At 65.9% G+C, this 24,490-nt stretch carries 20 protein-coding genes; 13 read left to right on the top strand and 7 right to left on the bottom strand.

The annotated features are described in order from the left end of the window. The first annotated feature begins 23 nt into the window (after positions 1 to 23). The 3 genes from H145_RS0110070 to H145_RS0110060 all read left to right on the top strand — a co-directional run bounded on the left by H145_RS0110070 (position 24) and on the right by H145_RS0110060 (position 3,749). Positions 24 to 2,366 carry a TonB-dependent receptor gene (locus tag H145_RS0110070; RefSeq protein ID WP_019948023.1) on the top strand — a complete coding sequence of 781 codons (2,343 nt, stop codon included), beginning with the start codon at positions 24 to 26 and terminating at the stop codon, positions 2,364 to 2,366. A gap of 6 nt (positions 2,367 to 2,372) precedes the next feature. Continuing rightward, positions 2,373 to 3,245: a DUF4249 domain-containing protein gene (locus tag H145_RS0110065; protein WP_019948022.1), complete on the top strand. Its 873-nt coding sequence runs from the start codon at positions 2,373 to 2,375 to the stop codon at positions 3,243 to 3,245. Positions 3,246 to 3,317: 72 nt separating this feature from the next. Next, entirely contained in the window at positions 3,318 to 3,749 is a 432-nt protein-coding gene (locus H145_RS0110060) for a hypothetical protein (RefSeq protein ID WP_157541431.1), read from the top strand. Positions 3,750 to 3,924: 175 nt separating this feature from the next. Here the strand turns inward: H145_RS0110060 and H145_RS0110055 are convergent, their stop codons facing one another. From H145_RS0110055 to H145_RS0110045, 3 genes are all read right to left on the bottom strand, one after another. Then, a complete protein-coding gene (locus H145_RS0110055) occupies positions 3,925 to 4,743 on the bottom strand; it encodes a purine-nucleoside phosphorylase (protein ID WP_019948020.1) in 819 nt (272 codons plus the stop codon). A gap of 171 nt (positions 4,744 to 4,914) precedes the next feature. Further along, positions 4,915 to 6,672, bottom strand: a complete 1,758-nt coding sequence (gene sppA, locus H145_RS0110050) for a signal peptide peptidase SppA (protein WP_019948019.1) — start codon at positions 6,670 to 6,672, stop codon at positions 4,915 to 4,917. A 450-nt stretch (positions 6,673 to 7,122) separates the two neighbouring features. Continuing rightward, positions 7,123 to 8,370 (bottom strand): replication-associated recombination protein A, encoded by a 1,248-nt coding sequence (locus H145_RS0110045; RefSeq protein WP_033426117.1) that lies wholly within the window; start codon positions 8,368 to 8,370, stop codon positions 7,123 to 7,125. A 325-nt stretch (positions 8,371 to 8,695) separates the two neighbouring features. Here H145_RS0110045 and H145_RS0110040 point away from each other — a divergent pair, with 325 nt between their 5' ends. Both H145_RS0110040 and dinB read left to right on the top strand, forming a co-directional pair. Beyond that, positions 8,696 to 9,631 (top strand): DMT family transporter, encoded by a 936-nt coding sequence (locus tag H145_RS0110040; protein WP_019948017.1) that lies wholly within the window; start codon positions 8,696 to 8,698, stop codon positions 9,629 to 9,631. Positions 9,632 to 9,784: 153 nt separating this feature from the next. Further along, positions 9,785 to 10,867 carry a DNA polymerase IV gene (gene dinB / locus H145_RS0110035; RefSeq protein WP_019948016.1) on the top strand — a complete coding sequence of 361 codons (1,083 nt, stop codon included), beginning with the start codon at positions 9,785 to 9,787 and terminating at the stop codon, positions 10,865 to 10,867. A gap of 100 nt (positions 10,868 to 10,967) precedes the next feature. Here the strand turns inward: dinB and H145_RS0110030 are convergent, their stop codons facing one another. Together H145_RS0110030 and H145_RS0110025 are read right to left on the bottom strand one after the other, a co-directional pair. Further along, positions 10,968 to 11,207, bottom strand: coding sequence for a hypothetical protein (locus H145_RS0110030; protein WP_019948015.1), 240 nt, complete (start codon positions 11,205 to 11,207; stop codon positions 10,968 to 10,970). Positions 11,208 to 11,253: 46 nt separating this feature from the next. Further along, complete coding sequence (locus H145_RS0110025) at positions 11,254 to 11,664, bottom strand: hypothetical protein (RefSeq protein ID WP_019948014.1); 411 nt, start codon at positions 11,662 to 11,664, stop codon at positions 11,254 to 11,256. A 178-nt stretch (positions 11,665 to 11,842) separates the two neighbouring features. On the opposite strand from H145_RS0110025, the gene H145_RS0110020 reads away from it, so the two are divergent. The 7 genes from H145_RS0110020 (at position 11,843) to H145_RS0109990 (ending at position 19,672) form a co-directional block, all read left to right on the top strand. Further along, positions 11,843 to 12,718 (top strand): hypothetical protein, encoded by an 876-nt coding sequence (locus H145_RS0110020; protein WP_019948013.1) that lies wholly within the window; start codon positions 11,843 to 11,845, stop codon positions 12,716 to 12,718. A gap of 116 nt (positions 12,719 to 12,834) precedes the next feature. After that, positions 12,835 to 13,701, top strand: coding sequence for a rhomboid family intramembrane serine protease (locus tag H145_RS20820; protein WP_019948012.1), 867 nt, complete (start codon positions 12,835 to 12,837; stop codon positions 13,699 to 13,701). Between the two features lie 160 nt (positions 13,702 to 13,861). Next, entirely contained in the window at positions 13,862 to 15,091 is a 1,230-nt protein-coding gene (locus H145_RS22760; protein WP_019948011.1) for an esterase/lipase family protein, read from the top strand. 267 nt (positions 15,092 to 15,358) lie between these two features. Continuing rightward, complete coding sequence (locus tag H145_RS24710) at positions 15,359 to 16,054, top strand: hypothetical protein (protein WP_026351407.1); 696 nt, start codon at positions 15,359 to 15,361, stop codon at positions 16,052 to 16,054. Positions 16,055 to 16,059: 5 nt separating this feature from the next. Continuing rightward, a complete protein-coding gene (locus H145_RS22250; protein WP_240471687.1) occupies positions 16,060 to 17,895 on the top strand; it encodes a reprolysin-like metallopeptidase in 1,836 nt (611 codons plus the stop codon). 119 nt (positions 17,896 to 18,014) lie between these two features. Continuing rightward, positions 18,015 to 19,181, top strand: coding sequence for a glycosyltransferase (locus tag H145_RS0109995; protein WP_083937752.1), 1,167 nt, complete (start codon positions 18,015 to 18,017; stop codon positions 19,179 to 19,181). Next, positions 19,178 to 19,672: a YdeI/OmpD-associated family protein gene (locus H145_RS0109990; protein ID WP_019948010.1), complete on the top strand. Its 495-nt coding sequence runs from the start codon at positions 19,178 to 19,180 to the stop codon at positions 19,670 to 19,672. The genes H145_RS0109995 and H145_RS0109990 overlap by 4 nt, the downstream gene beginning before the upstream one ends. A gap of 113 nt (positions 19,673 to 19,785) precedes the next feature. On the opposite strand, the gene H145_RS0109985 is transcribed toward H145_RS0109990, so the two are convergent. Next, complete coding sequence (locus tag H145_RS0109985; RefSeq protein WP_019948009.1) at positions 19,786 to 21,837, bottom strand: alpha amylase C-terminal domain-containing protein; 2,052 nt, start codon at positions 21,835 to 21,837, stop codon at positions 19,786 to 19,788. A gap of 239 nt (positions 21,838 to 22,076) precedes the next feature. On the opposite strand from H145_RS0109985, the gene ggt reads away from it, so the two are divergent. Further along, the gene (gene ggt / locus H145_RS0109980; RefSeq protein WP_019948008.1) at positions 22,077 to 23,828 is read left to right on the top strand and encodes a gamma-glutamyltransferase; all 1,752 of its coding nucleotides are present in this window, start codon (positions 22,077 to 22,079) and stop codon (positions 23,826 to 23,828) included. Between the two features lie 223 nt (positions 23,829 to 24,051). Here ggt and H145_RS22755 read toward each other — a convergent pair whose 3' ends face one another. Then, complete coding sequence (locus H145_RS22755) at positions 24,052 to 24,402, bottom strand: hypothetical protein (RefSeq protein WP_019948007.1); 351 nt, start codon at positions 24,400 to 24,402, stop codon at positions 24,052 to 24,054. Positions 24,403 to 24,490 lie beyond the last annotated feature (88 nt).

Here is a 24,490-nt window from a genome sequence, read left to right as displayed (position 1 = left end):
GCGCTCCTGCACGGCTGATTTAAATGAATTTACGGTTCGCCTTCGGGCTCTTTTTTGTGGCCTCGCTACTGCTGCCCGCGGCGGCGCAGGCGCAGGTTCGGTACGCGCTTAGTGGACTGGTGAAGGCGGCCGGGACCGGCGAAACGCTGCCCGGCGCCACCGTGGCCGTGCCCGCGCTGGGCCTGGGCGCCACCGCCGACGCCACCGGGGCTTACCGGCTGGAGCTGCCCGCCGGCCGCTACCAGGTAGTCGTGTCGTTTATCGGTTTCCAAAGCCTGAGCCGCGACCTGAACCTGACCCGCGACCAGCGCCAGAACTTCCAGCTGGCCGAGGCCGGCAACGAGCTGGGCGAGGTGCTGGTGCAGGGCAGCGGCACGCTGGAGCAAAAGCTGCAAACCACCCAGATGAGCGTGGAGCGCCTCACGGCCAAGGAAGCCAGGCTGCTGCCCGCCCTGTTCGGCGAAGTCGATATTCTGAAAACCCTGCAGCTCAAGCCCGGCGTGCAGAACGGCGGCGAGGGCACCAGCGGCCTGTTCGTGCGCGGCGGCTCGGCCGACCAGAACCTGGTGCTGCTCGACGATGCGCTGGTGTACAACCCCAGCCACCTGTTCGGGCTGTTTTCGGTGTTCAACCCCGATGCCGTGCAGTCGGTGGACCTGTACAAGGGCGGGTTTCCGGCGCAGTACGGCGGGCGGCTTTCGTCGGTGGTCGATGTGAAGCTGCGGCCCGGCAACCCCGACAAAATCGGGGTTAGTGGCGGGCTGGGGCTGATTTCGTCGCGCCTGACGATGGAGGGACCGATCAAGAAAGGCAAGGGTGCGTTTCTGGTGGCCGGCCGCCGCACCTACTTCGACGTGTTCACGCGCCAGATCAACAACCTTAATAAGAGCGACCCCGACTTCAACCCGATTCCGGATTACTACTTCTACGATTTCAACGCCAAGGCCAATTACAAGCTGGGCGACCGGGACGAGCTGTTTCTGAGCGGCTATTTCGGCAACGACGTGTTCAGCTTCGGCTCGGGCCAGGGCTTCAACTTCGATTTCAGCTGGGGCAACCGGGTGGCGGCGCTGCGCTGGAGTCACGTGTTCAGCCCGCGGCTGTTTCTGAACACCACCGCCTCCTATACCGGCTACAAGTACGACATCAGCAACAAGCTCGACCAGTTTTCCTTCAACCTGGCCTCCGATATCCAGGACCTGAACCTGCGCTCCGACCTCGATTACCGGCCCAACGAGCAACACACGCTGCGGGCGGGCCTCACGGCCACGGCCCACCGCTTCGGAACCGGCCGGCTGCGGGCAGGCTCCGGCGACGGCCGCCTGAATCTGGGCTCCGACATTACCTATTTCGGGCAGGAAGCGGCCGCGTACTTGTCGGATGTGTACAAGCCGAGCGAGAAGTGGCAGTTTGAGGCCGGTTTGCGGGCCTCGGGGTTCCAGTCGGGCGGCCGGCAGCACGGCGGGCTGGAGCCGCGGGCGGCGGTGCGCTATGCGGTGTCGCCCACCGTGTCGGTGAAGGGCAGCTACGCGCTCATGTACCAGTACGTGCATCTGGTAACCAATTCGGGCGCCTCGCTGCCCACTGATATCTGGTACCCCTCGCGCGAGTCGGTGCGGCCCCAGCGCAGCCAGCAGGTGGCCGGCGGTGTGAGCTGGCTGCTCGGCGACGGGCGCTACCTCATCACCAACGAGCTGTACTACAAGTGGGCCCAGCGCCAGATTGACTTCAAGGACGGCGCCCAGCTGTTCGTCAATCCCGACCTCGACTCGGACTTTCTGTTCGGCAAGGGCTGGGCGTATGGCAACGAAATCTACCTGGAGAAAAAGCAGGGCCGCACCACCGGCTGGCTGGGCTACACGCTGGCCTGGACCAAGCGGCGCTTCCCGCCCCAGCGCGGCACCTCGGGCATCAACAACGGCGACACCTTCTACCCCAACTACGACCGGCGCCACAACCTGACGGCCGTGGTTATTCATAGCCTGTCGGAGCGGGTGAAGCTCTCGGGCTCGTTCGTGTACAGCTCGGGCCAGGCCACCACGCTGCCGCTGGGCCGCTTCGGCTTTCAGGATGTGTACGGCGCCGAAACCTCGGCCGTGCCCATCTACCCGCAGCGCAACACCTACCGGCTGGCCCCCTACAACCGCCTCGACCTGGGCCTGGTGTGGCAAATGAAGCCCACGCGCTGGTTCACGGAGTCAGATTTGACCTTCAGCGTTTATAACGCCTACAACCGCCGCAACCCCTACTTCGTGTATTTCGACCAGGTGAAGGACGAGCAGACCGAGCAGGTGGTGCGCTACCGGGCCCGGCAGGTGTCGTTGTTTCCGGTGATTCCGTCGGTGACCTACAACTTTAAATTTTAAGCGCGAATGGTACGCATTGGGTTGATTTCGCGGATTTCGGCCGCCAGCCGGCGCACGGTGCAGGCCGCGGGCCTGGCGGCCGGGCTGCTGGGCGGCGCGGGGCTGGCGGGCTGCGGGCTGCAGAAGGAAATTGACGTGGAGCTGCCCGCCTACCCGGCCCAGCTGGTGGTGGAAGCCTACCTCGAAAACGGCCGGGTGCCGCGCCTCACCGTCACCGAATCGGTAGACTACCTGGCCGCGCCCACGCCCGCAGTGCCCACCGACGTTACGGCCACGCTCACGCTGCCCGATGGCCGGCGCGAGGTGCTTAAGTTTGCGCCCGCCTTCGATGAGCGCACCGGCAAAGCCTACACCCACGTGGGGCTGCGCCCGCTGGTGGCCCAGCCCGGCCAGACATTTGACCTGGAGCTTACCGACACCAAGGGCCGCCGCGTAACCGGCACGGCCACGGTGCCCGTGCTGGTGCCCATCGACACCGTGGAATGGGTGTTCAACGACAAACCCGAGGCCGAGCGCAAGGCCTACGTGCTCGTGCGCTTCCAGGACCCGCAAACGCCCGCCGATTTCTACCGGATGCAGATTCATCGGCGCCGCGTGAACAAGGAGCCGGAAGTGGACTACGTGATTGAGGACCGCCTCAACAACGGCATCGAGTACACGCTGGGCACGGGCTACGATTTCCGGCCCAACGATACGCTCGTCGTTAGCCTCTACCACCTCAACCGGCCGTACTACGATTTCCTGCAGTCGGTGCAGAACGCACGCAGCGCCAACGGCAACCCCTTCGGCCAGCCCTCGGCCATCAAGAGCACCGTCGAGGGCGGGCTGGGCGTGTTCACCGTGCTCAGCTACCAGCGCCGCCAGCTAATTGTGAAGTGAAGTAGCGCACCGCTGCAACCTTTGCCTGGCCAGCCGCACTCCTGGAGGCAGTTTTCACTCCACTAATTTTCTATGAAACGCTTTCTATTCCCAGCCCTGGCGGCGCTGACCCTCACGCTGGGCAGCTGCGACGAGAAAGTTGACTGCTGTGTTCAGCCACCCCGTGAGCCAGTAACGGCTACAACTCTCACTAGAGCCAGCACTTGGTACTTGAGCGAGTATGTTGCTGCCGGCCAGATTACCAGGGCCGACGCCATCAAAGACCGGTTTGCGTTGCGCTTTGTCGCCGACGGCAGCTACCGCCGCATCCTGCTCAGCGACGACTCGGAAACGGCCGGCACCTGGAAACTCGCCGGTTCCGATAACCGCCAGCTTAACCTCATCGACCACAAAGGCGACCTGCAGAACTACACCGTGGAGAGTGTCAGCCAGGAGTCGCTTTTCCTCATCCGCCCCGATAAAACCGGGCAGACTGAGACGTACTTTTTCAAAACGGTGCGGTGAGGCTTTTAGGGACTGAGGGACTGAGCTGGCCGCCTGTCATCCTGAGCTTGCGAAGGACTTATACAGAGGCTATTGTTTGATGTTACCCTCTGGATAGGTCCTTTATAGGTCCTTCGCTGCGCTCAGGATGATAACCCGTTAACCCAACCCCTCAGTCCCCAAGTCCCTAAAGTCCTTACAGCTTCGCCAGCAGCGCCTTAATAAGGGCCGTGAGGCGGGGTTCAGCTACGGCGGCGGTGGCCAGAATGTCGGCGATGTTGACTTTTTTGAGCTTGCCGGGGGCGCACAGGTCGGTGATGACCGACACGGCCAGTACGGGCAGACCCATGTGCACGGCGGCAATTACCTCGGGCACCGTGCTCATGCCCACGGCATCGGCGCCGATGGTGCGCAGGTAGCGGTACTCGGCGGGCGTTTCGAGCATGGGGCCGGGCAGGCTGGCGTACACGCCGCGGCGCAGGTACTGGGTCAGGCCGAGGTCGAGGGCGGCTTCTTCGGCCAGGGCCAGCAGGCGCAGGTCGTAGGGCTCCAGCATGTCGGGGAAGCGCGGGCCCAGCTCGTCGTGGTTTTTGCCCACGAGCGGGTTGGTGGGCTGCAGGTTGATATGGTCTTCGAGCAGCATCAGGTCGGCGTAGTCGTACTCGGGGTTGAGGCCACCGGCGGCGTTGCTCACCACCAGGTTGCGGATGCCCAGCAGCTTCATTACGCGCACCGGGAACACCACCTGCTCCATGCTGTAGCCCTCGTAGAAGTGAAACCGGCCACGCATCACGAGCACCTTTTTGCCCGCCAGCGTGCCGGCCAGCAGCTCGCCGGCGTGGCTCTCGACGGTCGAAACCGGGAAGTGCGGAATATCGGCGTAACTGAAGCGGTGCTGCACCTCGATTTCATCGGCCAGCGCCCCCAGGCCGGTGCCCAGAATGATGCCCGCCTCGGGGCGGAAGTCTTGTAAGGTATTCTGAAGGTAAGCAGTGGCTTCGCGAAGGTCTTGCATGCTGGTTTTTGGTTGTTGGGTTTTCGTTGTTCGTATCCGGGAGCAAGTTCCGGCAAAAAAGCTGTCATCCTGAGCGCAGCGAAGGACCTATACGGAAGCTAATGTTTGACGTTGGCTTCTGTATAGGTCCTTCGCTGCGCTCAGGATGACAGCTTTAATCAACGGCTCGCCTTACCGCACGTTCAACTCGAAGGGCAGGCGGGCCTGGGCGCCGCGCATTTCCGAGAGCTGCTTGTACTGCACGTACATGGGGTAGAACGGGCCCATCTCCTCCTTCACGGCCCGCAGGCGGGCTTCTTCGCCGAAGGAGCTGAAGATTTCCTCGGCAAACGTTTTCTGGCGGGGCAGCTGCTGGATGCGGTAGTCGCCCTCTTTCAGCTTGGCGCGGCGGGCGGCAATGGCCAGCGCGTCGTCCATCGAGCCCAGCACGTCGACGAGGCCGCGGGCCTTGGCATCGGTGCCCGACCAAACGCGGCCCGAGGCAAACCGGCGCAGGCGCTCGACGGGCATGTTGCGGCCGGCGGCGGCTTTGGTAGTGAAGTCGGCGTAGATGCGGTTGATTTCCGCCTGGAACTGCTGGGTTTCGTAGGGCGTGAGGGCGCGCGTTACGGTCGGGAAGTCGGAGAAGTGGCCGGTGGTTACGCGGTCGGTGGTGATGCCGATTTTGTCGCTCAGAAACGGCCCCAGGTTGGGTAGCACCCCGAACACGCCAATCGAGCCGGTAATGGTGGTGGGGTGGGCCACGATGGTGTCGCAACCCATGGCGATGAAGTAGCCGCCCGAGGCCGCCACGTCCGACATGCTGGCAATGACAGGCTTCACTTTCTTGGTCAGCATTACCTCGCGGTAAATGATGTCGGAAGCCAGCGACGAGCCGCCGGGCGAGTTGATGCGCAGCACCACGGCCTTCACGTTCTTGTCGAGGCGCGCCTTGCGGATGGCCTCGGCGAAGCGGGTGCTGCCGATGCTGGAGTTGCCGCCCTTGCCGGTCACAATATCGCCCTCAGCGTACACCACGGCAATTTTATCGGAGCCGGAGCCCAGCTCCTTGTCGTTGTTTTTGGCATAGTCGCCCAGGTCGAGCAGGCTGAGCTTGGCGTCTTTTTTCAGGCCCAGCTTGCCCTTCATGTAGTCGGTGGCCTGGTCGTAGTAGCCTAGGTCGGTGACCAGTTGCAGGCGCTTGGCGTCGTCGGCGTTGTGCACCAGCATCGAGTCGGAAATGACTTTGAGGCGGGCCGGGGCGATGTTGCGGCTGGCGGCCACGTCGGCCAGCATGGCGTTGTTGAGCGAGTTGAGGAAGGTCGAGGTCTGCAGCCGGGCCGAGTCCGACATGCTGGTGCGGAAGTAGGGCTCCACGGCGCTCTTGTAGGTGCCCACCCGGAAAATCTGCACCTGCACGCCCAGCTTGTCGAACAGGTTTTTGAAGTAAGTCGGCTCCGAGCTCAGGCCGTTGAATTCGAGCGTGCCCTGGGGGTTGAGGTAGAGCTTATCGGCCACCGAGGCCAGGTAGTAGCTCTTTTCCGACTGCGCATCGGCGTAGCTGACGATGAACTTGCCGCTCTTTTTAAACGCCAGCAGCTCGTGGCGGATTTCCTCCAGCGAGGCCATACCGCCCTGCACCAGCTCCAGGTTCAGGAAGATACCCTTGATATCATCGTCTTTGGTGGCGCGGCGCAGGGCCGTTTTCAGCTCGTGCAACCCCAACGTGCTGGCCTGCCCGCCCGTGAAGCCGGCCAGCGGGTTCTCGAAGCCCCGCTCACCAATCGGCGCATTGAGCTTGAGCTCCAGCACCGAGTTTTTGGCCACCGTCACGGTTTTGTCCGACGAGGCCAGCCCGGCAATCAGCACCAGCAGCAGCAGCGTGCTGACGATGCTCAGGATGATAACGCCGACGATGGTCGCCAGCACGTATTTAAAGAACTGTCGCATGAAAGTAATTGAAGCAGGTTAGGTCTGCTAACAAATGTAAGTGGATATCAGCCGCGCCGCCGGCTATTCAACCAACGGCCCGTTTGGCAGCCGCAACAGCGCAGAAGTAAGCATTGCACCTCCATTGCACACGGAGTGTTTTGCTTCACCCAGGAGGTATTTTGCTTCTGTTGGAAGGTGTTTCGCTTCTGAGAGGAAGTGTTTTCGATTAGTTGGGAGGTGTTTTCCTGCCGACCGAAGGTGTTTTGCTTCTGGTGGAGGGTGTTTCCGGTTGGTCAGGGGGTGTTTTCGATTAATCGGAAGGTGTTTTGCCTGTGATGGAAGGTGTTTTGGCTTTGTAGAAAGCAGTGTCGCGGCAGCTTTGGAAGCCACGGGTGTGCCCGGCCCGCTCATCGGTGAGCGAAACCGCTATAACGCGGCCGTTCAACGATGAGACGCAAATAGGCGTCTCTACATGCCGTACTTCTCGCCCCACAGCGCCCGTAGCCGCTCGCGGGCCTTGGTTTCGGCGGGGTTGTCGGCGGGCTGGTAGAAGGTGGTGCCGCTGAGGGCGTCGGGCAGGAACTCCTGGTAGGCGAAGTGGCCGGGGAAATCGTGCGAGTACTGGTACTGGCTACCGTAATCCAGCTCCTTCATGAGCTTGGTAGGGGCGTTGCGCAGGGCCAGCGGCACGGGCTGCACGCCCTGCTGGCGCACGAGGGCCCGCGCCGCCCGGATGGCCTTGTAGCTGGCGTTGCTCTTGGGCGAAGTAGCCAGGTACACCACCGTCTGGCCCAGAATGATATCCGACTCGGGCATCCCAATCACCGTGACGGCCTGGAAGCAGCTCTGGGCCAGTATCAGGGCGTTGGGGTTGGCCAGGCCCACGTCTTCGGAGGCCAGGATGAGCAGGCGGCGGGCAATGAACTTGACGTCCTCACCGCCTTCGAGCATCACGGCCAGGTAGTAGAGCGCGGCGTTGGGGTCGGAGCCGCGGATGCTCTTGATGAAGGCCGAAATGACGTCGTAGTGCATCTCGCCGCCCTTGTCGTAGCGGGCCAGGTGCTGCTGGGCCAGCTGCTGCACACCCGCGTCCGTCAGCACAATTTCGCCGGTTTTGGGGTCGGGCCGGGTGGCTTCCACCACGATGTCGAGCAGGTTGAGCAGCTTGCGCGCGTCGCCGCCCGAGATGGTGAGCAGGGCGTTGTAGTCCTGCACGCGCACGTTTTTCTGCCGGAGCACTTCGTCTTCGGCCAGGGCTTTATCCACGAGGCCCGTGAGCACGTCCTTGCCCAGCGGCTCCAGCACGTACACCTGCGAGCGGCTCAGCACGGCCGGAATCACCTCAAACGACGGGTTTTCGGTGGTGGCCCCGATGAGCGTGACTACGCCCTGCTCTACGGCCCCGAGCAGCGCATCCTGCTGGCTTTTGCTGAAGCGGTGGATTTCATCAATAAACAAAATGGTGCCCGGCTGCTTCTTGGCCCGCTCGATTACCTCGCGCACGTCCTTCACACCGGCATTCACGGCGCTCAGCGACGCGAAGGGCTTGCCCAACTCGGCGGCCAGCAGGTTGGCCAGCGTGGTTTTGCCCACGCCCGGCGGCCCCCATAAAATCAGCGAGGGCAGCCGCCCGGCGCTCAAATAGCGCCGCAACACGCCCTCGGGCCCGATAAGGTGCTGCTGGCCCGCGTAGTCTTCGAGCGTGCGGGGCCGCATCCGCTCGGCCAGCGGGGCATTGGCGGGTGGCGGGGCGGGTTGGCGGGCCTTTGGGGAGGGGTCGGAATCGAACAGGGAACCAGTCATTTCTTTAAGCTACAAGCTTCAGGCTGCAAGCTACAAGCTTTGGGCGGGAGGATGCCCGGGTGTAGAGACGCAACCCATTGCGTCTCGGCGTTGAACGGCCGGCGCCCGAATAGCCACGAATAACAACGTCAGCAACGCCGAGACGCAATGGGTTGCGTCTCTACATCCGGCTGGCGTCCTCGACGCAACCGTTTGCCGGGCTTGCAGCTTGTAGCTTGCGGCTTGAAGCTAAAAAGAAATGAAAACTTCCGTTAAGGTCCACGCGGCCCTGTTTGTGGTGGCCCTGATTTACGCGGCCAACTACAGTATCTCTAAAGACGTGATGCCGCGCTACATGGGCCCGTTCGGGCTGGTGCTGATGCGGATTGTGGGCGCCACGCTGTTCTTCGCGGTGGCCCACCGCCTGGCCGCCCCCCACGACCGCATAACGGGCCGCGCCGACAACCTGCGATCGGTGCTGAGTGGCATAATGGGCATCGGCCTGAACCAGCTGCTGTTCTTCTCGGGCCTCAACCTGACCTCGCCCATCAACGCCTCGCTTATCCAGACCATTGCGCCGGTCGTGACGGTGCTGGCTTCGGCGTGGCTGCTGAGCGAGAAGCTGACGCTGCGCCGGGTGCTGGGCGTGGCCGTGGCCGGCCTGGGCGCGGCCAGCATCATCCTGAGCCGCGGCCCGGTGGCGGCGGGCGCCCCCAGCGAGCTGCTGGGCGACATCTACATCCTGCTCAACGCCACCTCGTTTGGCATTTACCTGGTGATTGTGATGCCGCTGATGCGCAAATACCACCCGTTTACGGTGCTCAAGCGCATCTTTCTGGTGGGGGCGGTGCTGGCGGTGCCCGCCGGCTGGCAGCAGGCCACCACGGCCGATTACGCCAGCTTTCCGCCCGGCATCTGGCTGGCCGTGGCCTACATGGTGGTGTGCGTCACGATTATGGCCTACCTGCTCAACAACTGGGCCCTCAAATACGCCTCGCCCGCCCTGCTGGGGGCCTACATCTACCTGCAGCCGGCGCTGGCCGTGCTTATTGCCGTAAGCCTGGGCAAGGACCACCTCACCTGGGACCGCGCCGGCCAGGGCCTGCTGATTTTCCTGGGCGTTTTCCTGGTGAGCCGCAAGCCCAAGCCGGCCCCGGCCGCCGCCCTGCCCCCGCTGGAGCCGGTGCAGGATTGAGGGCGTAGGCGTGCCGGGTCCCAGGGTTGAAACCCTGGGCTATTGAGGGCATATCTGCGTGTGTCAGGCGCGTTACTCCAACGGCTGACTAGCCCAGGGCTTCAGCCCTGGGAATAGTGGGGAGGCGTCGCGCGGCTGGTTATCTTTGCCCCAGTGGAGCCCGCCGCCGAAAACCGCAAGATTATTCACCTCGACATGGATGCGTTTTACGCCTCCGTGGAGCAGCGCGACCAGCCCGAGCTGCGGGGGCGGCCGGTGGCGGTGGGCGGCTCGCGCGAGCGGGGCGTGGTGGCGGCGGCCTCCTACGAGGCCCGGCAGTTTGGGGTGCGCTCGGCCATGTCGTCGGCGCTGGCGCGGCGGCGCTGCCCCGAGCTGGTGTTCGTGAAGCCGCGCTTCGAGGTGTACAAGGAAGTGTCGCGGCAGATTCGGGCCATTTTCGCCGAGTACACGCCGCTGATTGAGCCGCTTTCGCTGGATGAGGCCTACCTCGATGTGACCGAGAACCTGAAGGGCGTGGCGCTGGCCAGCCAGGTGGCGCGCGAAATCCGGGCCGAAATCCTGCTAAAAACCAACCTCACGGCCTCGGCGGGCATCAGCTACAATAAGTTTCTGGCCAAGCTGGCCTCCGATTACCGCAAGCCCAACGGCCAGTTTGTCATCCGGCCCGAGCAGGGGCTGGCGTTTGTGGAACAGCTGCGGGTGGGCGAGTTTCACGGCATCGGGCCGGCCACAGCGGCGCGGCTCAACCAGCTCGGCATCTTCTCGGGCCTCGATTTGCGGCAGCAGTCGGAGGCCTTTCTGCGCCAGCATTTCGGCAAGGCCGGCGGGCACTACTACCTCATTGCCCGGGCCCAGGACCCGCGACCCGTGCGGCCCGACCGGGTGCGCAAATCCATCGGCAACGAAACCACCTTCGAGCACGACCTGACCAGCTACGACGACCTGTGGGCCCGCCTCGTGCCCTGCCTGGCCACCACCTGGGGCCACGCCGAGCGGCTGGGCGTGCGCGGCCGCACGCTCACGCTCAAAGTCAAGTATGCCGATTTCCAGCAGATAACCCGCAGCCGCACGCTGTTTGCGCCCCTGCAGCACCGCGAGCAGGCCGAGCGCCTGGCCCACGAACTGCTACTGGCGCTGCTGCCCGTGCCGCTGGGCGTGCGGCTGCTGGGCATCACCCTCTCCACCCTCGAAAGCCAGGAAGACCAGGTAGGCCAGCAGCTGGGGCTGGCACTGTGAAAAAGCGGCGGGCTTAGTAGACATAAAAACGAGTACCCCGAAGCCAGGCCCCGGGGTACTCGTTGTTGTTGTGCCATTGGCTTGCGGAGTGCGTAGCCGGCTATTTGGCCTCCGGGGTTCCGGCGTTGCCTTCCAGGCCGTTGGTTTGGTCGCTGTTGCCGTAGCCGCCGCGGATGCCCGCGCCGTCGCCCATGTTTTCCTGGGTGCTTTCGGGAATGGCGGCTTCGGGGTTGGCATCGGCCGTGGCCTGCGAATCGGTTTGCTGGGCGGCCGAGCCGGCGCCGTCCGCTACCATATCGGCGGCGTTGCCGGGCTGGTCTTTCTTAGCGGAGTCTTTCATTAGATTGAAAAATTAAGTGCTATCAGAATTGTGATGCCGGCCCGGTTTAGGCCGGGTTGTCGGCGTCGCCCATTTTGCCGCCGTCGTTGGCCGAGCTGGGGGCCGAGCGGGCGTTGGAGTACTCGGCGTTGTAGGCGGTGGTGTTTTTGGTCTGGTCGGCGTTTTCGTTGTCCGAGCCGCCGCCGTCGTTTTTCTGGTCGGTGCCGGGCTGGCCGCCGCGGTTGCTGCTGCCCTGGGCGCTTTGGGCGCCGCCATCGTGGCTGCCGCCGCGGTTGCCGCCGTGGGTGCCTTCCGAGTCGGGCGAGGAAGTAAGCGACTTGCCGCCCTGCTGCTGCACGCTGGTGCCGCCCACGTTTTCGGGGCGCGGGGCGTTGTTGCCGGTGTTGGCCACCTGCTGCTGGGTGCGGTTGTGCTCGTTTTGGAGGTCTTCGTTGGAATTGTTCTGGTCGGTTGCCATTGGATACAGGATAAAATGAGGGAATGAGAATAAGCGCGCCAACAACCGACCGGGACCCGGCCAACCAGCTGGCGCCTGAAGGCTATACGGGCCCTGCGGCGGCGGCGTTGGCGGCGGCCGCTTGAAAAATCCGGGCTTTTTCTCAACTTGACGGCCATTTCCAGCCCCGCTATCCTGTATGTCCGGCCCTTCTACCGCCCCCGATTCGTTTCAGCAGAAAACCACCGCCGAGCTGCAGTACCTCATCGAAAACCCCGGTTTCTACGATGCGGGCGTGGTGGCCCGCGCCCGGCAGGAGCTGCGGCAGCACGGGGCACTGGTGCCCGCCCCCCCTTCGTTCCCCGAAATTACCGCCCTCGTGCCGCCAATTGAACGCGATGCTGCTGAACATGATGCCGCGGCGCCCACTGAATACGACGATGAAGCGCCCGCCGGCCACGGACCCAAGTGGCTGCTGGGGGGGCTGATGCTGGCCGTGGTGCTGGCGCTGGGCTGGTGGGCCCTGCGCCCCCGGCCGGCCCCGCCGGTGGCCGCGGCGCCCGCGCCCATCGTGCTCGAAGCCACCGTTGCCCAGCCGCTGCCTTCGTTTGAGGCCGAAGCCGCCGGCCAGGTAGCCACCACCCGCCGCCTGCTGCCCGCCGCCGACCGCGCCGACACCACCGCCGCCGGCCGCTACGCCCGCATGGCCCGCCGCTACTGGCTGGCCGAAAACACGGCCGCCCACCTCACGGCCCAGGCCCTGGCCGACTCGGTAACCGACGTTTTTCCGGGCCAGGTAACCATCGCGCAGCAGCGCATCGACTGGTTTATGGGCGCCATGGCCTACAACCAGAGCCTGACGCCGGAAATGGAAGGCCGCCTGGCCCTTATGCAGCGGGGCCTGGGCCTGCGCCGCACCTCACTTGCCGCCCTCAAAGCCCACGCCGAAGCCGACATGCCTCTGCTCGATGCCGATGTGAAGCGCGACCAGCAGGAGGCGGCCAGCATCAGCCAGGAGGTGTTGGGCCAGTATCGCAAGGCCGCGCCCATTCGCGGCCGGCTCGACGCGCTGTAAGGCCGGCCGCGGCGGGCAAAACCGCAACTCTGGCAGGCGGTAGGGGCTGGCAGGGTTTGTGAAGCCGCCCGGGGCATTGCGCCCGTTAGCGGCGCGCCGCTTCTTCCGTGCCGCTCATGCCCCATTCCGCCTCCCCTACCCCCGGCCTGCCGCCGCCCGACCCCGCCGCCGACCCGCTGGCTGGCTACACCGAGGCCGAGCTGCTGTACCTGGCCCGCCACGCCGCCCACTACCCACCGGCCGTGGGCGAGGCGGCCGGCCGCGAGCTGCAGCGGCGCGGCCTCATGCCCGATTTGGTTGCAGATCCGCCCCAGCTGCCGCCCGCATTCGAGCCGGCCGCACAGGGTGGGCTGGCGGCCACGCTGCGGGGCATTTTGGGGTTCCGGCCGGGCTACCGCACCACGCCCGCGCTGCTCTGGCTGAACCTGGGGGCCTATCTGCTGCTGGGGCTGGCCGGCACCAACCTCGTGCAGCCCGCCGGCGCCGACCTCATCCGCTGGGGCTCCAACTACTCGGCCCTCACGCTGCCCGACCAGCCCTGGCGGCTGCTGACGAGCGTGTTTCTGCACGGCGGCATCGGGCACCTGCTGCTCAATATGCTCACGCTCGTGTTTCTGGGGCTGCTGGCCGAGCGGCTGGTGGGCAGTTGGCGCATGGCAGGCGTGTACCTGCTGAGCGGGGTGGCGGGCAGCCTGGCCAGCTTGTGGTGGCACAGCCAGGGCGTGAATTCGGTGGGGGCTTCAGGGGCTATTTTCGGGCTCTACGGGCTGCTGCTGGCAACGCTGGCGCGGCGGCCGGCGGCTTTTTCGCGCCAGCAGCGCTACACGGTGGGCCTGTTCGTGCTTTATTTTATGGTGAGCAGCCTCGTGGGCGGCCTCGAAGCCCACACCACCGACAACGCCGCCCACGTGGGCGGGCTGCTGGCCGGCGCCACGCTGGGCGCGCTGCTGCCGGCACGGACTGGCAGCGCAAACAAGCTGTAAACCTGGCGCGTTGTAGCTGCAAGCCAGTGCTTCTTCGGTTTAGCAGCTACCTTGTAATCGTCATGCGCCACGTTTTTCCTGGCTGATGACTGGCCGCCGATGGGTGAGCCGAAGCGCAACCATCCATATCCGGCAGCTAATGGCTGACCACTGATTTTCTATGAGCGAGGCCTCCGAACCCACTCCTGCATCCGACGACGAGCCTCTGCGTTCCGAAGACGCTACCCCTTCGCCCCAACGCCCGCGCTGGCGGCGGGTGGCGGCCGCCGTGGGCCGGGCCGCCCGCGCCCCTTTTGATGGGGCCGGCGCCCTCTACCGCATCGGCCAGGACAACCTGCACTTCACGCTGCCCGTGCTCAACGGGGCTTTCGGCGACCAGCTCGCGGCCCGCCACGACCGGCGCGCCATCTGCTTCAGCTTCCGCCGCTACGGGGCCGATGTGGCCGTGGCCGACCTCGACCTGCGCCCCACGGCCAGCGGCCGGCCGCGCACCACGGCGGTTTTCCTGCACGGGCTGATGGGCGACGAAGTTATCTGGCAGACCGGCCACGGCCCCGACGACCTGCGCTTCGGCCCGCGCCTGCAGCAGGATTTGCCCGACCTGTGCTGCCTGTATCTGCGCTACAATTCGGGCCTGCACATCTCCGAAAACGGCCGCCGCCTCCACGAGCTGCTCACGGAGCTGGTGGCCACCTACCCCGAGGCCGTGGGCGAGCTGGTGCTGGTGGGCCACAGCATGGGCGGGCTGCTCATTCGCTCGGCGGGCTATTATGCCGGAATTAAAAATGAAGAATTAAAAATTAAAAATGATGGGGTGGCGGCCGAAGCAAACAACCCGAATTCTTCCAAAAATCAGCCAAAAACCAATCACCAAAAACCAACAACCGAAAACCAACCCTGGCTGGGACGGCTGCGCGACGTGTTTCTGCTGGGTGTGCCCAACGACGGCTCGTTTCTGGAGCAGAACAGCCACCTGACCAGCCTCGTGCTGCGCAAAATCAACCTCTGGCCCACCCGCGCCATCAGCGGCCTGCTCGACCAGCGCAGCAACGGCATCAAGGATCTGCGCCACGCCTTGCTCGTGGATGAGGACTGGCAGAGCCCCCACGCCGACGACCTGTTTCCGCCTCGCACGGTGGTGCCGCTGCTGCCGGGCGTGCGCTACCACGTGCTGGTTGGTTCGCTGCTGAAATCGGCCGGCTCGGCCCTGCACGACTATTTTGGCGACGGGCTGGTGGGCGCCGGCAGTGCCGCCGGCCGCATTTTCCAGGACCCCGCCGCGCCCCCCGGCCGCCTCATCAGCACGCGTGTGTATCCGCAGCTGCACCACGGCACGCTGCTCAGCAACCCCGAGGTGTACCAGTACCTGCGCGAGCGAATCGGGCAGTAAGCAGAAGGTGAGCCTGTGCGTTGGCAACTGATAATCAGGGCCGGCGAATGCCCGAATTTTGTATTGAACTCCGCGGGCATTCAGTAGCAAGCTGGCAAGAACTTAGGCGCCGTTTTTCACAATTCCGATACGCGTTTACACCCAGCCGCGGGAGCCGGCCAAAGGGCAGCAACAGGCAGGCATTATTCCAGGCAATCAGGCGTTTGAGCGCCACGACCTGATTCGACGGCACACTTCAAGCGGTGCCGTTCTGCCTCTGCCTACCTTATGCAACCAACCCTTTCTTCGCTTCGGCCGCTGTTTGGCGGCCTGCTGCTGGCCTTTTTGGCCGCCGGCCCGGACCCCGCAACGGCCCAATCCACCCTTCCGGCCCCACCCCCAGCGGCGGCTCCGGCCACCACGCTCTGGGAGCCGGCTGCCGCGCCGGTGGCGGCGCGCGGCCCGGTAGCGGGCCCGCCCGCCCGCTGGTTCCGGCTCGATACCACCCAGCTGGCCGCCCGGCTGGCAACAGCCCCGCCCGAAACCCGGCCCGAAGCCGCCATAACGCTCGACCTGCCCCACCCCGATGGCACGCTGCACCGCTACGCCCTCACGCGGGTGCCCGTGCTGGCCCCGGCGCTGGCCGCCCGCTACCCGCGCCTGCGCACCTTTGCCGGCCGCGCCCTCGACGAGCCCGCCGCCACTGTGCGCCTGGAATACACGCCCACCGGCCTGCACGCCGAGCTGCGCGGGGCCGATGGCAGCGTCAGCACCATTACAGGTATTGAGTCCGAGCCGGCCACCCCACCCACCCTGTACCAGAGCCGCGCCCAGGCCCCGGTTGCATTCGATTGCCAGGCGCTGCTGCCGCCCGATGCGCCCCGCAGCAGCGGCCCGGCGATACACCCCCGGCCCCGCCCGCGCCCTACGGCGGGCAGCTGCGCACGCTGCGGCTGGCCCTGGCCACCACCAACGAGTTCGTAAATAAGTTGGGCGGTGGCACGGTAGCCGGCACCATGAGTGCGCTGGTGAAGCTGGTGAACTCGCTCAACGGCGTGTACGAGCGGGAACTGGCCCTGCGCCTGCAGCTGGTGGCCGACAACGACAAGCTCATCTTTGCCCCCGGCGTCACCGACCCGTTCGGCACCGGCACCTCGGCTTCGGCCCTGCTGAGCGCCAGCGCCGGCATCCTCAATGCGCGCATCGGCCCGGCTAATTACGACCTGGGCCATGTGCTGGGCTACACCGGCAACGGCTACTCGGGCGTGGCCTACGTGGGCGTGGTGTGCTCCGGCTACGCGGGGGCCTCGGGCAAGGGCGGCGGTGCCTCCACGGCCAGCAGCACCGGCTACCTGGCCGAAGTAACGCTGCACGAAATCGGCCACCAGCTGGGCTCCAACCACACTTTCAACGGCGACGAGGGTAACTGCAGCGGCGGCAACCGCAGCGCCAACTTAGCCTACGAGCCGGGCGCGGGCAACACCATCATGTCGTACGACTCGCGCTGCGCCCCCGACAACGTGGGGCCGGGCATCGACTACTTTCACGCCGCCAGCCTGAGCGCCATCGTGCCCAACCTCACCTGCGGAACCACCACCGGCAACAACGGCAACCGCCCGCCCGCCGCGCAGGTGCCGGCCGGCACTTTCGTCATCCCGAAAGGCACGCCCTTCGCCCTCACCGGCACGGGCTCCGACCCCGATAACGACCAGCTCACCTACAGCTGGGAAGAGCTGGATTTGGGCAACGCCAGCGGCCTGGCCGGCGCGGCCACCGACGCCAGCGCGCCACCGCTGTTCCGCAGTTTTGCGCCCGTAGGCAGCCCTACACGTACTTTTCCGCAGCTGAGCGCCGTGCTGGCGAATGCCACCACCTCGGAAGGCGAATTCCTGCCGCTGGTAGCCCGGCCGCTCAACTTTCGCCTCACGGTGCGCGACAACCGCGGCGGCGTGGCAGGCGCCAACCTGGCCCTGCAGGTGGCCGAGGCCGGTCCGTTCCGGGTAACGGCCCCGGCCGCGGCCTTTACGGCCGCCCCCGGCAGCAGCTACACCGTTACCTGGGATGTGCTCGGCACCGACCAGGCTCCCGTTAGCTGCGCCAGCGTGCGGATTCTGTTTTCCAGCGACGGGGGCCAGACCTTCCCGACAGTGCTGGCGGCCGCCGTGCCCAACAACGGCCGGGCCGCGGTGCGGCTGCCCGGCCAGCCCACCAGCCAGGGGCGGCTCAGGGTAGAAGCGGTGGGCAACGTGTTTTTTGCCCTGAGCCCGGCCACCATCACGCTCAGCGGCCCGCCCGTTACGCTGCCCGTTACGCTGGTCAGCTTTACGGCCGAAGCGGGCAGCGCCGGCGCCCGGCTGCGCTGGCGCACGGCTACCGAGCTCAACAATGCCGGCTTCGCTCTCGAAGTATCAACCGATGGCGCGGCGTTCCGGCGCCGGGCCTGGATGCCCGCCCGCGGCTCTGCTTCGGCCTACGAATTCAACGATGAGCAGCTGCCCACCTACGGCTCGAAGCTGGTGTACTACCGGCTCCGCCAGTTTGATTTCGACAGCACCGCCAGCCTATCGGAAGTGCGGGCCCTGACCGTACCGGCCGGCGGTGCCAGCTGGCAGCTGTGGCCCAACCCCAGCCGCGAGGGCCGTATTACGGTGGCCGGCCTGCCGCCCGGCCAGCCTGTGCAGCTACTCGACCTGACGGGCCGCGTGCTGCTGACGGCCACCATGCCGCCCGCCGGGCCGCTGCTGCTGGAGCTGCCCGCCCCCCGGCGCCCCGGCGTGTACCTGGTGCGCAGCGGAAGCCAGAGCCGGCGGCTGATGGTAGAATGATAAAGTAACCTAATGAGGGCCGGCAGGCGGGTAAAATGAGGTGAGTGACTCCGGGCCGCATTGCCTTTTTTTCTACCTTGCCGTACTGTCTGGTATAAACCTCGACAGTTAGCTGCCCTATGTCCACTGCTTCTTCCCGCGTATTGCTGCTTGGCTGGAACGAAGCGCTTCAGCCCCCCGAAGCGCCCGCGCCGCTGCTCCGGGCCCTGGTGCAGCGGCTGGCCCCGCTCACGAAGCTGGCCGTGCTGCTGCCCCACGAGCCCCGGCCCGCGTTTGCCGCGCCCGCCACCGACGCCGTGCGCATCACGGGACTGGCCGAGCTGGAACTGGCCGCAATTCTGACGGCTGCCATTCCCAGCCCCAGTCCGGCGGCCTGGCAGGCCCCGGCCGCGCCCTACGTGGGCAGCAGCCCGGCTGCGGTACCCGGCTGGCAGGCGCCCGCCGCGCCCTACCAGGGCGCTACGCCCTTGGCCACGCCGAATGGGTCATCTGCTTCCCCAACTGATTCGGCCGGGCCTTTATCGGAGCCAACCCAACCGCTACCGGCAGCGGCCGAACCGCCGCGGGCCAAAACGCCGGATGAGGGCGACTTTCCGCCCGTGGGTCGGGACTCCGGTCGGGCCAGTCTGGCCGGGCCGGCCGCGCCGCCCGCTGCTTTCCCGACCCTTGCCCCGACCACCGGGCAGCCGGAAAACCCGCGGGCCTCGTTGCCAGAGCCCGTTGCCGATACGCTTTCTACTGCCAAGGCAACCGCTGCCGAGCCCGCCATCGGGCCGGCTGCCGGGCCGCCGCTTTCGCTTGTGCATGCCACACTGGCGCAGGAGCTGGCGGCGCTGGGCCGCAATCCGCCCGAAGCCTCGGCCGCCGACCTCAACTTTCAGGTAATTCAGTACGCCCGTTTTGCCAGCAGCTGGGCCTGCGGAAAGAAATTTGCCGTGATTTACGCCGTGGACTGGCCCACCTGGCTGGCGGCCATGGAAATCCGGCAGCTGACGGGCTGGCCCCTGGTGCTGCACGTGCACAACCTGGCCCAGGAGCGCGCCGCCCCCACCGAAACCGGCTGGGCCGTAGCGCTGGAGCGCCTGGCCCTGCGCCGCGCCGACCTCGTGCTGGCCGATTCGACCGAGGTGGCCGCGTTGCTGACCGAGCGCTACCAGCTGCCACCCGAGCGCCTGCGCACGGTTTCCTCCACCAACTCGGCAGCCATCAACGAGCTGCTACTTCATATTGAACACCACCGGCCGGGCCGCCCGGCCGTGGCCCCCATCACTCCACCTTCCTCATGAGCTCCTCAACCCCCGATACGCCCCGCCGCCACGAATTTGATGCCCCCCTGGAAATGGACGGGGCCGACAACGGCGTATTTGTAGCGGTGCCCTTCGATGTGGCGGCCGAATACGGCGTAAAAGGCCCGCTGCCCGTGCAGGGCACCATCGACGGCTTCCCCATTCGCCTGAACCTGACGCCGCTGGGCGGCGACCAGCACGGGTTCAGCGTGCGCAAGGAAGTGCGCAACGCCATCGGTAAAACCTGGGCCGACCTGGTGCACGTGGTGCTCTGGCACGACACCGACCCCAGCGGCCTGGAGCTGCCCACCGAGCTGACCCAGGCTCTGGAACGCACCGGCCTGCAGGCCAGGTTCGACGCCCTGCCCTTCACCCAGCGCAAGCAACTGGCCCAGCACATCAGCCGCGCCAAAAAGCCCGACGCCCGCGACCAGCGCATCGCCGAAGCCCTGGACCAGGCCGAATCGGGCCGGAGAACGAAGAACACCTGATTTTGAGCTGTTCGCTGAAAAACGAAAAGGGTGCTGCACTCAGGTGAGGGCAGCACCCTTTTGTATGCGGCATAACTGCCTTCCCTGAACGGAAACTGTCAGCTGACAGCTCACTACACAAGCTCCAGCACCAGGGCCGTGCGGCTGGTGAGGTAGAGACTGAGTTGATGACTGCCTTCTTCCTCCAGCGTTTCGTAGCGATAGGCGTCGTCGATGCGGGCGAAACCACCGAACTCGGGCGCGTCGGAATCGAGCACGATGCGGTAGCGGCCGGCGGCGGGCACGGCAAAGCGGTAGTCGGGGATGCTGCGGTTTACGTGCAGGTTGAAGGCCAGCAGCAGCGGCCCGCGCTGGAAGATGAGCACCTGGTTTTCGGCGTCGAGGTGGAGCTGGTGGGCCGGGCCGGCGGCCAGCAGGTGGCTGCGCCGGGCCAGCTCAATCATGGCCCGGTCGAAGTTGAGCAGGAACTGAAACTTGAGGTCGGGGTTGTCAGCCAGGCTCCACTGGCGGCGTGCAAACTGGTGGCTCCAGTTGTTGCCCTCGCGCGGAAAATCGACCCACTCGGGGTGGCCGAACTCGTTGCCGATGAAGTTGAGGTAAGCCTCGCCGCCCAGGCTGATGGTGAGCAGGCGGATGAGCTTGTGCAGGGCCACGCCCCGGGCCGCAACCGGGCTGGTGTCGTGGCGGCCCATGTGCTCGTAAATGGCATCATCAAGCAGCCAGTGGGCCAGCGTTTTGTCGCCTACCAGGGCCTGGTCGTGGCTTTCGGCGTAGGCCACGGTTTTCTCGCCGTCGCGGCGGTTATTGAGCACGTACCACAGGTCGTAGATGTTCCAGTCCTCGTCGCGGGTGTGCTTGAGCAGCTTGATCCAGTAGTCGGGAATGCCCATGCCCAGCCGGTAGTCGAACCCGATGCCGCCCTCGGCAATAGGCCGGCACAGGCCCGGCAGCCCGCTCATATCCTCGGCAATCAGCAGGGCGCTGCGCTTGATTTCGCGCACCAGCGTGGTGGCCAGCTGCAGGTAGAGCACCGCATCCTCATCCACCTCGGGCCCGAAATACGACTCGTAGCCGCCGAAGCTGACGCCCTCGCCGTGGTGATGATACAGCATGCTGGTGATGCCATCGAAGCGGAAGCCGTCGATATGGAACTCCTCAAGCCAGTAGCGCAGGTTGCTGAGCAGAAACTGCTGCACCTCGGGCTTGCCGTAGTCGAAGAGGCGCGAATCCCAGCCCGGATGCTCGCCCCGGGCGCCGGCGTGGAAATACTGGTGGCCCGAGCCATCGAAGTAGGCCAGGCCCTCGGCCTCGTTTTTCACGGCGTGCGAGTGCACGATGTCGAGCAGCACGGCCAGGCCGCGGCGGTGGGCCTCGTTGATAAGGTACTTGAGCTCCTCGGGCGTGCCGAAGCGCGACGATACGGCAAAGAAATTGGCCACGTGGTAGCCGAACGAGCCGTAGTACGGGTGCTCCATGATGGCCATCAGCTGCACACAGTTGTAGCCGCCGGCCGCAATGCGCGGCAGCACCTGGTCGGCAAACTCCACGTAGGAGCCCACCCGGTTTTCTTCCAGGGCCATGCCCACGTGGGCCTCATAAATCAGCGGCTCGCGCACGGCGTTGGCTACCCGAAACTTCTGGTCGGTCCAGGCAAACGGGGTTTCGGGGCGCCAGATCTGGCCGGCGAAATCGTGGGTTTCGGCGTCCTGCACGGCCCGGCGCAGGGTGGCCGGCAGGCGGTCCTGGGCCCCGCGGGCACTCACTACGTGCACTTTATAGCGCGAGTGGTGCGTGAGGCGGTCCTTGTAATCCTTATCGGGCAGAAACGTTTCCCACACGCCGCCTTCGCCCTTGGTGAGCGGGTTGGCTTGCCGGTTCCAGTCGTTGAAGTCGCCAATCAGGCTGAGGCCTTGGGCGGCGGGGGCCCACTCGCGAAACCAATGGCCGCGGCGGCGGGCGTCGTAGTGCAGGCCCAGGCGCTGGTGGGCAGTGGCAAACTTGCTCAAGGAACCATACTGCTGCCCGATTTCGGCCAGCCGCGCCTGCAGCCGCTGCTGGCGGCGGCGCAGCACCGGTTCGTAGGGCGCCAGCCAAGGGTCGTGCTGCACGAGGGGCAGCGCGGAGGCGGGAGTGGCAGATTCGAGCGAGGTGGCAGGCGTGGTCATGGCGGAAGGGCAATAGTGCGGGGTTGCGCTCAAAACTACGTGGAATCAGGCAAGAGGGGCTAACTCAACGGCAAGTTGGCGCGACGGCCCGCCCCCGTCCGCCCGCCGAAAACCGCGTTCCGGACCCATTGGGGCAGCCCACCCGGGCCGTTGCCAGAGCGGCGTGGCGCTGGCCGGCAGGGCTGTTGGGGGCGCCGGGCCCGTCGCTTTTTCAGGCGAAATCAGCTTACCTTCCCCGCATGAAGCACTTTTCGTACCTGCTGCTGGCGGCCGGGCTGGCGGCCTGCACCACGGCCCCGCCCGCTGGCTCCCCGGCTGTTTCTGCTACCGCTACCGCGCCGGCATCCCCTTCGCTGGCCGCGCCGGTGCCGGCTGCTACGCCCGTTGTTACCCAAAAGGCCATGGTGGTATCGGCCCACCCTGAGGCCACGCGCATTGGCGTGGAGGTGCTGCAGCGCGGTGGCAACGCCTACGACGCGGCCGTGGCTGTGCAGTTTGCGCTGGCCGTGGCCCTGCCGGTGGCCGGCAACATCGGCGGGGGCGGCTTTGCCCTTTACCGCGGCGCCGACGGCCAGACCGGCGCGCTCGACTTTCGCGAAACGGCCCCCGCCGCCGCCACCCGCGACATGTACCTGGATGCGGCCGGCAACGTGGTGCCCAACCTGAGCACCCGCGGCCACCGGGCCGCCGGCGTGCCGGGCACCGTGGCCGGCATGTGGGCGCTGCACCGCAGGTTGGGTAAGCTGCCCTGGAAGGAAGTGGTGGAGCCGGCCGTGCAGCTGGCGGCCCGGGGCCTGGCGCTGACGGCCAAGGAAGCCGCCGGCCTCAACGGCCAGCAAAAGGATTTCGCGCAGTTCAACCCCACCAGTGCCTATCTCAGGAATACGCCCTGGCAGGCCGGCGAAACCATTAAATACCCCGAGCTGGCCCGCACGCTGGGCCGCATCCGCGACCAGGGCGCGGCCGGTTTCTACGCGGGCGAAACGGCCGATTTGCTGGTGGCCGAAATGAAGCGCGGCGGCGGCATCATCACCAAAGCCGACCTGGCCGCCTACCAGCCCAGGTGGCGCACGCCGCTGCAGGGCCGCTACCGGGGCTACGCGGTGCTCACGTTTCCGCCGCCCAGCTCGGGCGGGGTGGCTCTGCTGCAACTACTGCAAATGCTGGAGCCCTATAACCTGCGGCCGGCCGGCTGGCACGCACCCCAGGCCGTGCACTGGCTGACCGAGGCCGAACGCCGCGTGTACGCCGACCGCGCGACCTACCTCGGCGACCCCGATTTCGGCCGTGTGCCGGTGGCTCAGCTGCTCGATACGGCCTACAACCGCCGCCGCATGACCACCCTGCAGCCGCGCCGGGCCACGCCCAGCGCCCAGGTAGCGGCCGGCACGGGCCTGCCCGGCTACGAATCGGATCAGACGACGCACTACAACATTGTGGATGCCCAAGGCAACGCAGTGAGCTGCACCACCACGCTCAACGGGGCCTACGGCAGCAAAGTGGTGGTGGCCGGGGCGGGCTTTTTGCTCAACAATGAGATGGACGATTTCAGCAGCAAGGCCGGCACGCCCAACCTCTACGGGCTGGTGGGCGGCGCGGCCAACGCCATTGCGCCCGGCAAGCGCATGCTTTCCTCCATGACGCCGGCCATCCTGACCAAAAACAATAAGCTGGCCCTGGTGATTGGCACGCCCGGCGGCAGCACCATCATTACCAGCGTGCTGCAGGGCATTATCAATGTGGTTGATTACGGCCAGAACGCCCAGCAGGCCGTAGCCGCGCCGCGCCTGCACCACCAGTGGCTGCCCGACCAGCTCGACGTGGAAGCCGGTGCCCTGCTGCCCGCCGCCCAGGACACGCTACGCGCCCGCGGCTACCAGTTGAACGCCCGCAGCCCCTGGGGCCGCCTGGAAATCATCCGGGTGCTGCCCGACGGCCTCCTCGAAGGCGGCGCCGACCCGCGGGGCGACGACAACGCGGCGGGTTACTAGCGGTGGTTTGGTGGTTTGGTGGTTTGGTGAGTTGATGTTCTGGGGCCTGCTGGTGCGGCGGCGCGGCGGGGTTTCAAACCAATAGTTCTCCCGCCAAAACCTGCCGGGCCGTTGCGTGCTGACGGGGCCGGACCAATAAAAAACCGGGTTCCGGCAGCCGCCGACGCGACTACCAGAACCCGGAAACAGCTAACAGCTAACAGCTAACAGCTAACAGCTAAGTCTACGACATTTTGAGGTTGCCGGCAGCAATTACCAGCGTCTGGCCCAGGTGGCGCAGCTGGTCGCCGGTATTGTCGGTGAGGCTGTGCATGTCGAGGGCAATGCGCGAGGTTTCGGTGCCCAGCTTCTGGAGGGTGGCGGCAATAGCGGTTCGGTCGTCGCGCTCCACGAAGCCGCGCAGGTTGCGCAGCTCCGCCTGCAGGCCGTTCAGGGCCGAGCCGCCCAGGCCGTCGAGGGCGTCAATCCAGCCGTCGATGTAGCCCAGACCGGCTTCAACGGGGTTGGTGCTTGGGTTATCGAAAGTGTCGTAAATGGCTCGGACGGTCTGGTCGATGCGGCTGGCGTGGTTCATGTGCAAAGAAATTTGGGAAAACGGATTACGTAGCGTGTACGCCGGCCGGCGGGGCGGTGTTACCCGGCCGGGCGGCCAGTGGGCCGGG

Origin of the sequence: Hymenobacter aerophilus DSM 13606, from assembly GCF_000382225.1 — a bacterium.
Taxonomy (GTDB): domain Bacteria; phylum Bacteroidota; class Bacteroidia; order Cytophagales; family Hymenobacteraceae; genus Hymenobacter; species Hymenobacter aerophilus.
This window is presented reverse-complemented; position numbering and strand designations above follow the sequence as displayed.

Excerpts from the sequence above, each read along its gene's own strand:
- H145_RS0110070 (WP_019948023.1), top strand. The coding sequence starts at position 24 with ATGAATTTACGGTTCGCCTTCGGGCTCTTTTTTGTGGCCTCGCTACTG.
- H145_RS0110065 (WP_019948022.1), top strand. The coding sequence starts at position 2,373 with ATGGTACGCATTGGGTTGATTTCGCGGATTTCGGCCGCCAGCCGGCGC.
- H145_RS0110060 (WP_157541431.1), top strand. The coding sequence starts at position 3,318 with ATGAAACGCTTTCTATTCCCAGCCCTGGCGGCGCTGACCCTCACGCTG.
- H145_RS0110055 (WP_019948020.1), bottom strand. The coding sequence starts at position 4,743 with ATGCAAGACCTTCGCGAAGCCACTGCTTACCTTCAGAATACCTTACAA.
- sppA (WP_019948019.1), bottom strand. The coding sequence starts at position 6,672 with ATGCGACAGTTCTTTAAATACGTGCTGGCGACCATCGTCGGCGTTATC.
- H145_RS0110045 (WP_033426117.1), bottom strand. The coding sequence starts at position 8,370 with ATGCGGCCCCGCACGCTCGAAGACTACGCGGGCCAGCAGCACCTTATC.
- H145_RS0110040 (WP_019948017.1), top strand. The coding sequence starts at position 8,696 with ATGAAAACTTCCGTTAAGGTCCACGCGGCCCTGTTTGTGGTGGCCCTG.
- H145_RS0110030 (WP_019948015.1), bottom strand. The coding sequence starts at position 11,207 with ATGAAAGACTCCGCTAAGAAAGACCAGCCCGGCAACGCCGCCGATATG.
- H145_RS0110025 (WP_019948014.1), bottom strand. The coding sequence starts at position 11,664 with ATGGCAACCGACCAGAACAATTCCAACGAAGACCTCCAAAACGAGCAC.
- H145_RS0110020 (WP_019948013.1), top strand. The coding sequence starts at position 11,843 with ATGTCCGGCCCTTCTACCGCCCCCGATTCGTTTCAGCAGAAAACCACC.
- H145_RS20820 (WP_019948012.1), top strand. The coding sequence starts at position 12,835 with ATGCCCCATTCCGCCTCCCCTACCCCCGGCCTGCCGCCGCCCGACCCC.
- H145_RS22760 (WP_019948011.1), top strand. The coding sequence starts at position 13,862 with ATGAGCGAGGCCTCCGAACCCACTCCTGCATCCGACGACGAGCCTCTG.
- H145_RS24710 (WP_026351407.1), top strand. The coding sequence starts at position 15,359 with ATGCAACCAACCCTTTCTTCGCTTCGGCCGCTGTTTGGCGGCCTGCTG.
- H145_RS0109995 (WP_083937752.1), top strand. The coding sequence starts at position 18,015 with ATGTCCACTGCTTCTTCCCGCGTATTGCTGCTTGGCTGGAACGAAGCG.
- H145_RS0109990 (WP_019948010.1), top strand. The coding sequence starts at position 19,178 with ATGAGCTCCTCAACCCCCGATACGCCCCGCCGCCACGAATTTGATGCC.
- H145_RS0109985 (WP_019948009.1), bottom strand. The coding sequence starts at position 21,837 with ATGACCACGCCTGCCACCTCGCTCGAATCTGCCACTCCCGCCTCCGCG.
- ggt (WP_019948008.1), top strand. The coding sequence starts at position 22,077 with ATGAAGCACTTTTCGTACCTGCTGCTGGCGGCCGGGCTGGCGGCCTGC.
- H145_RS22755 (WP_019948007.1), bottom strand. The coding sequence starts at position 24,402 with ATGAACCACGCCAGCCGCATCGACCAGACCGTCCGAGCCATTTACGAC.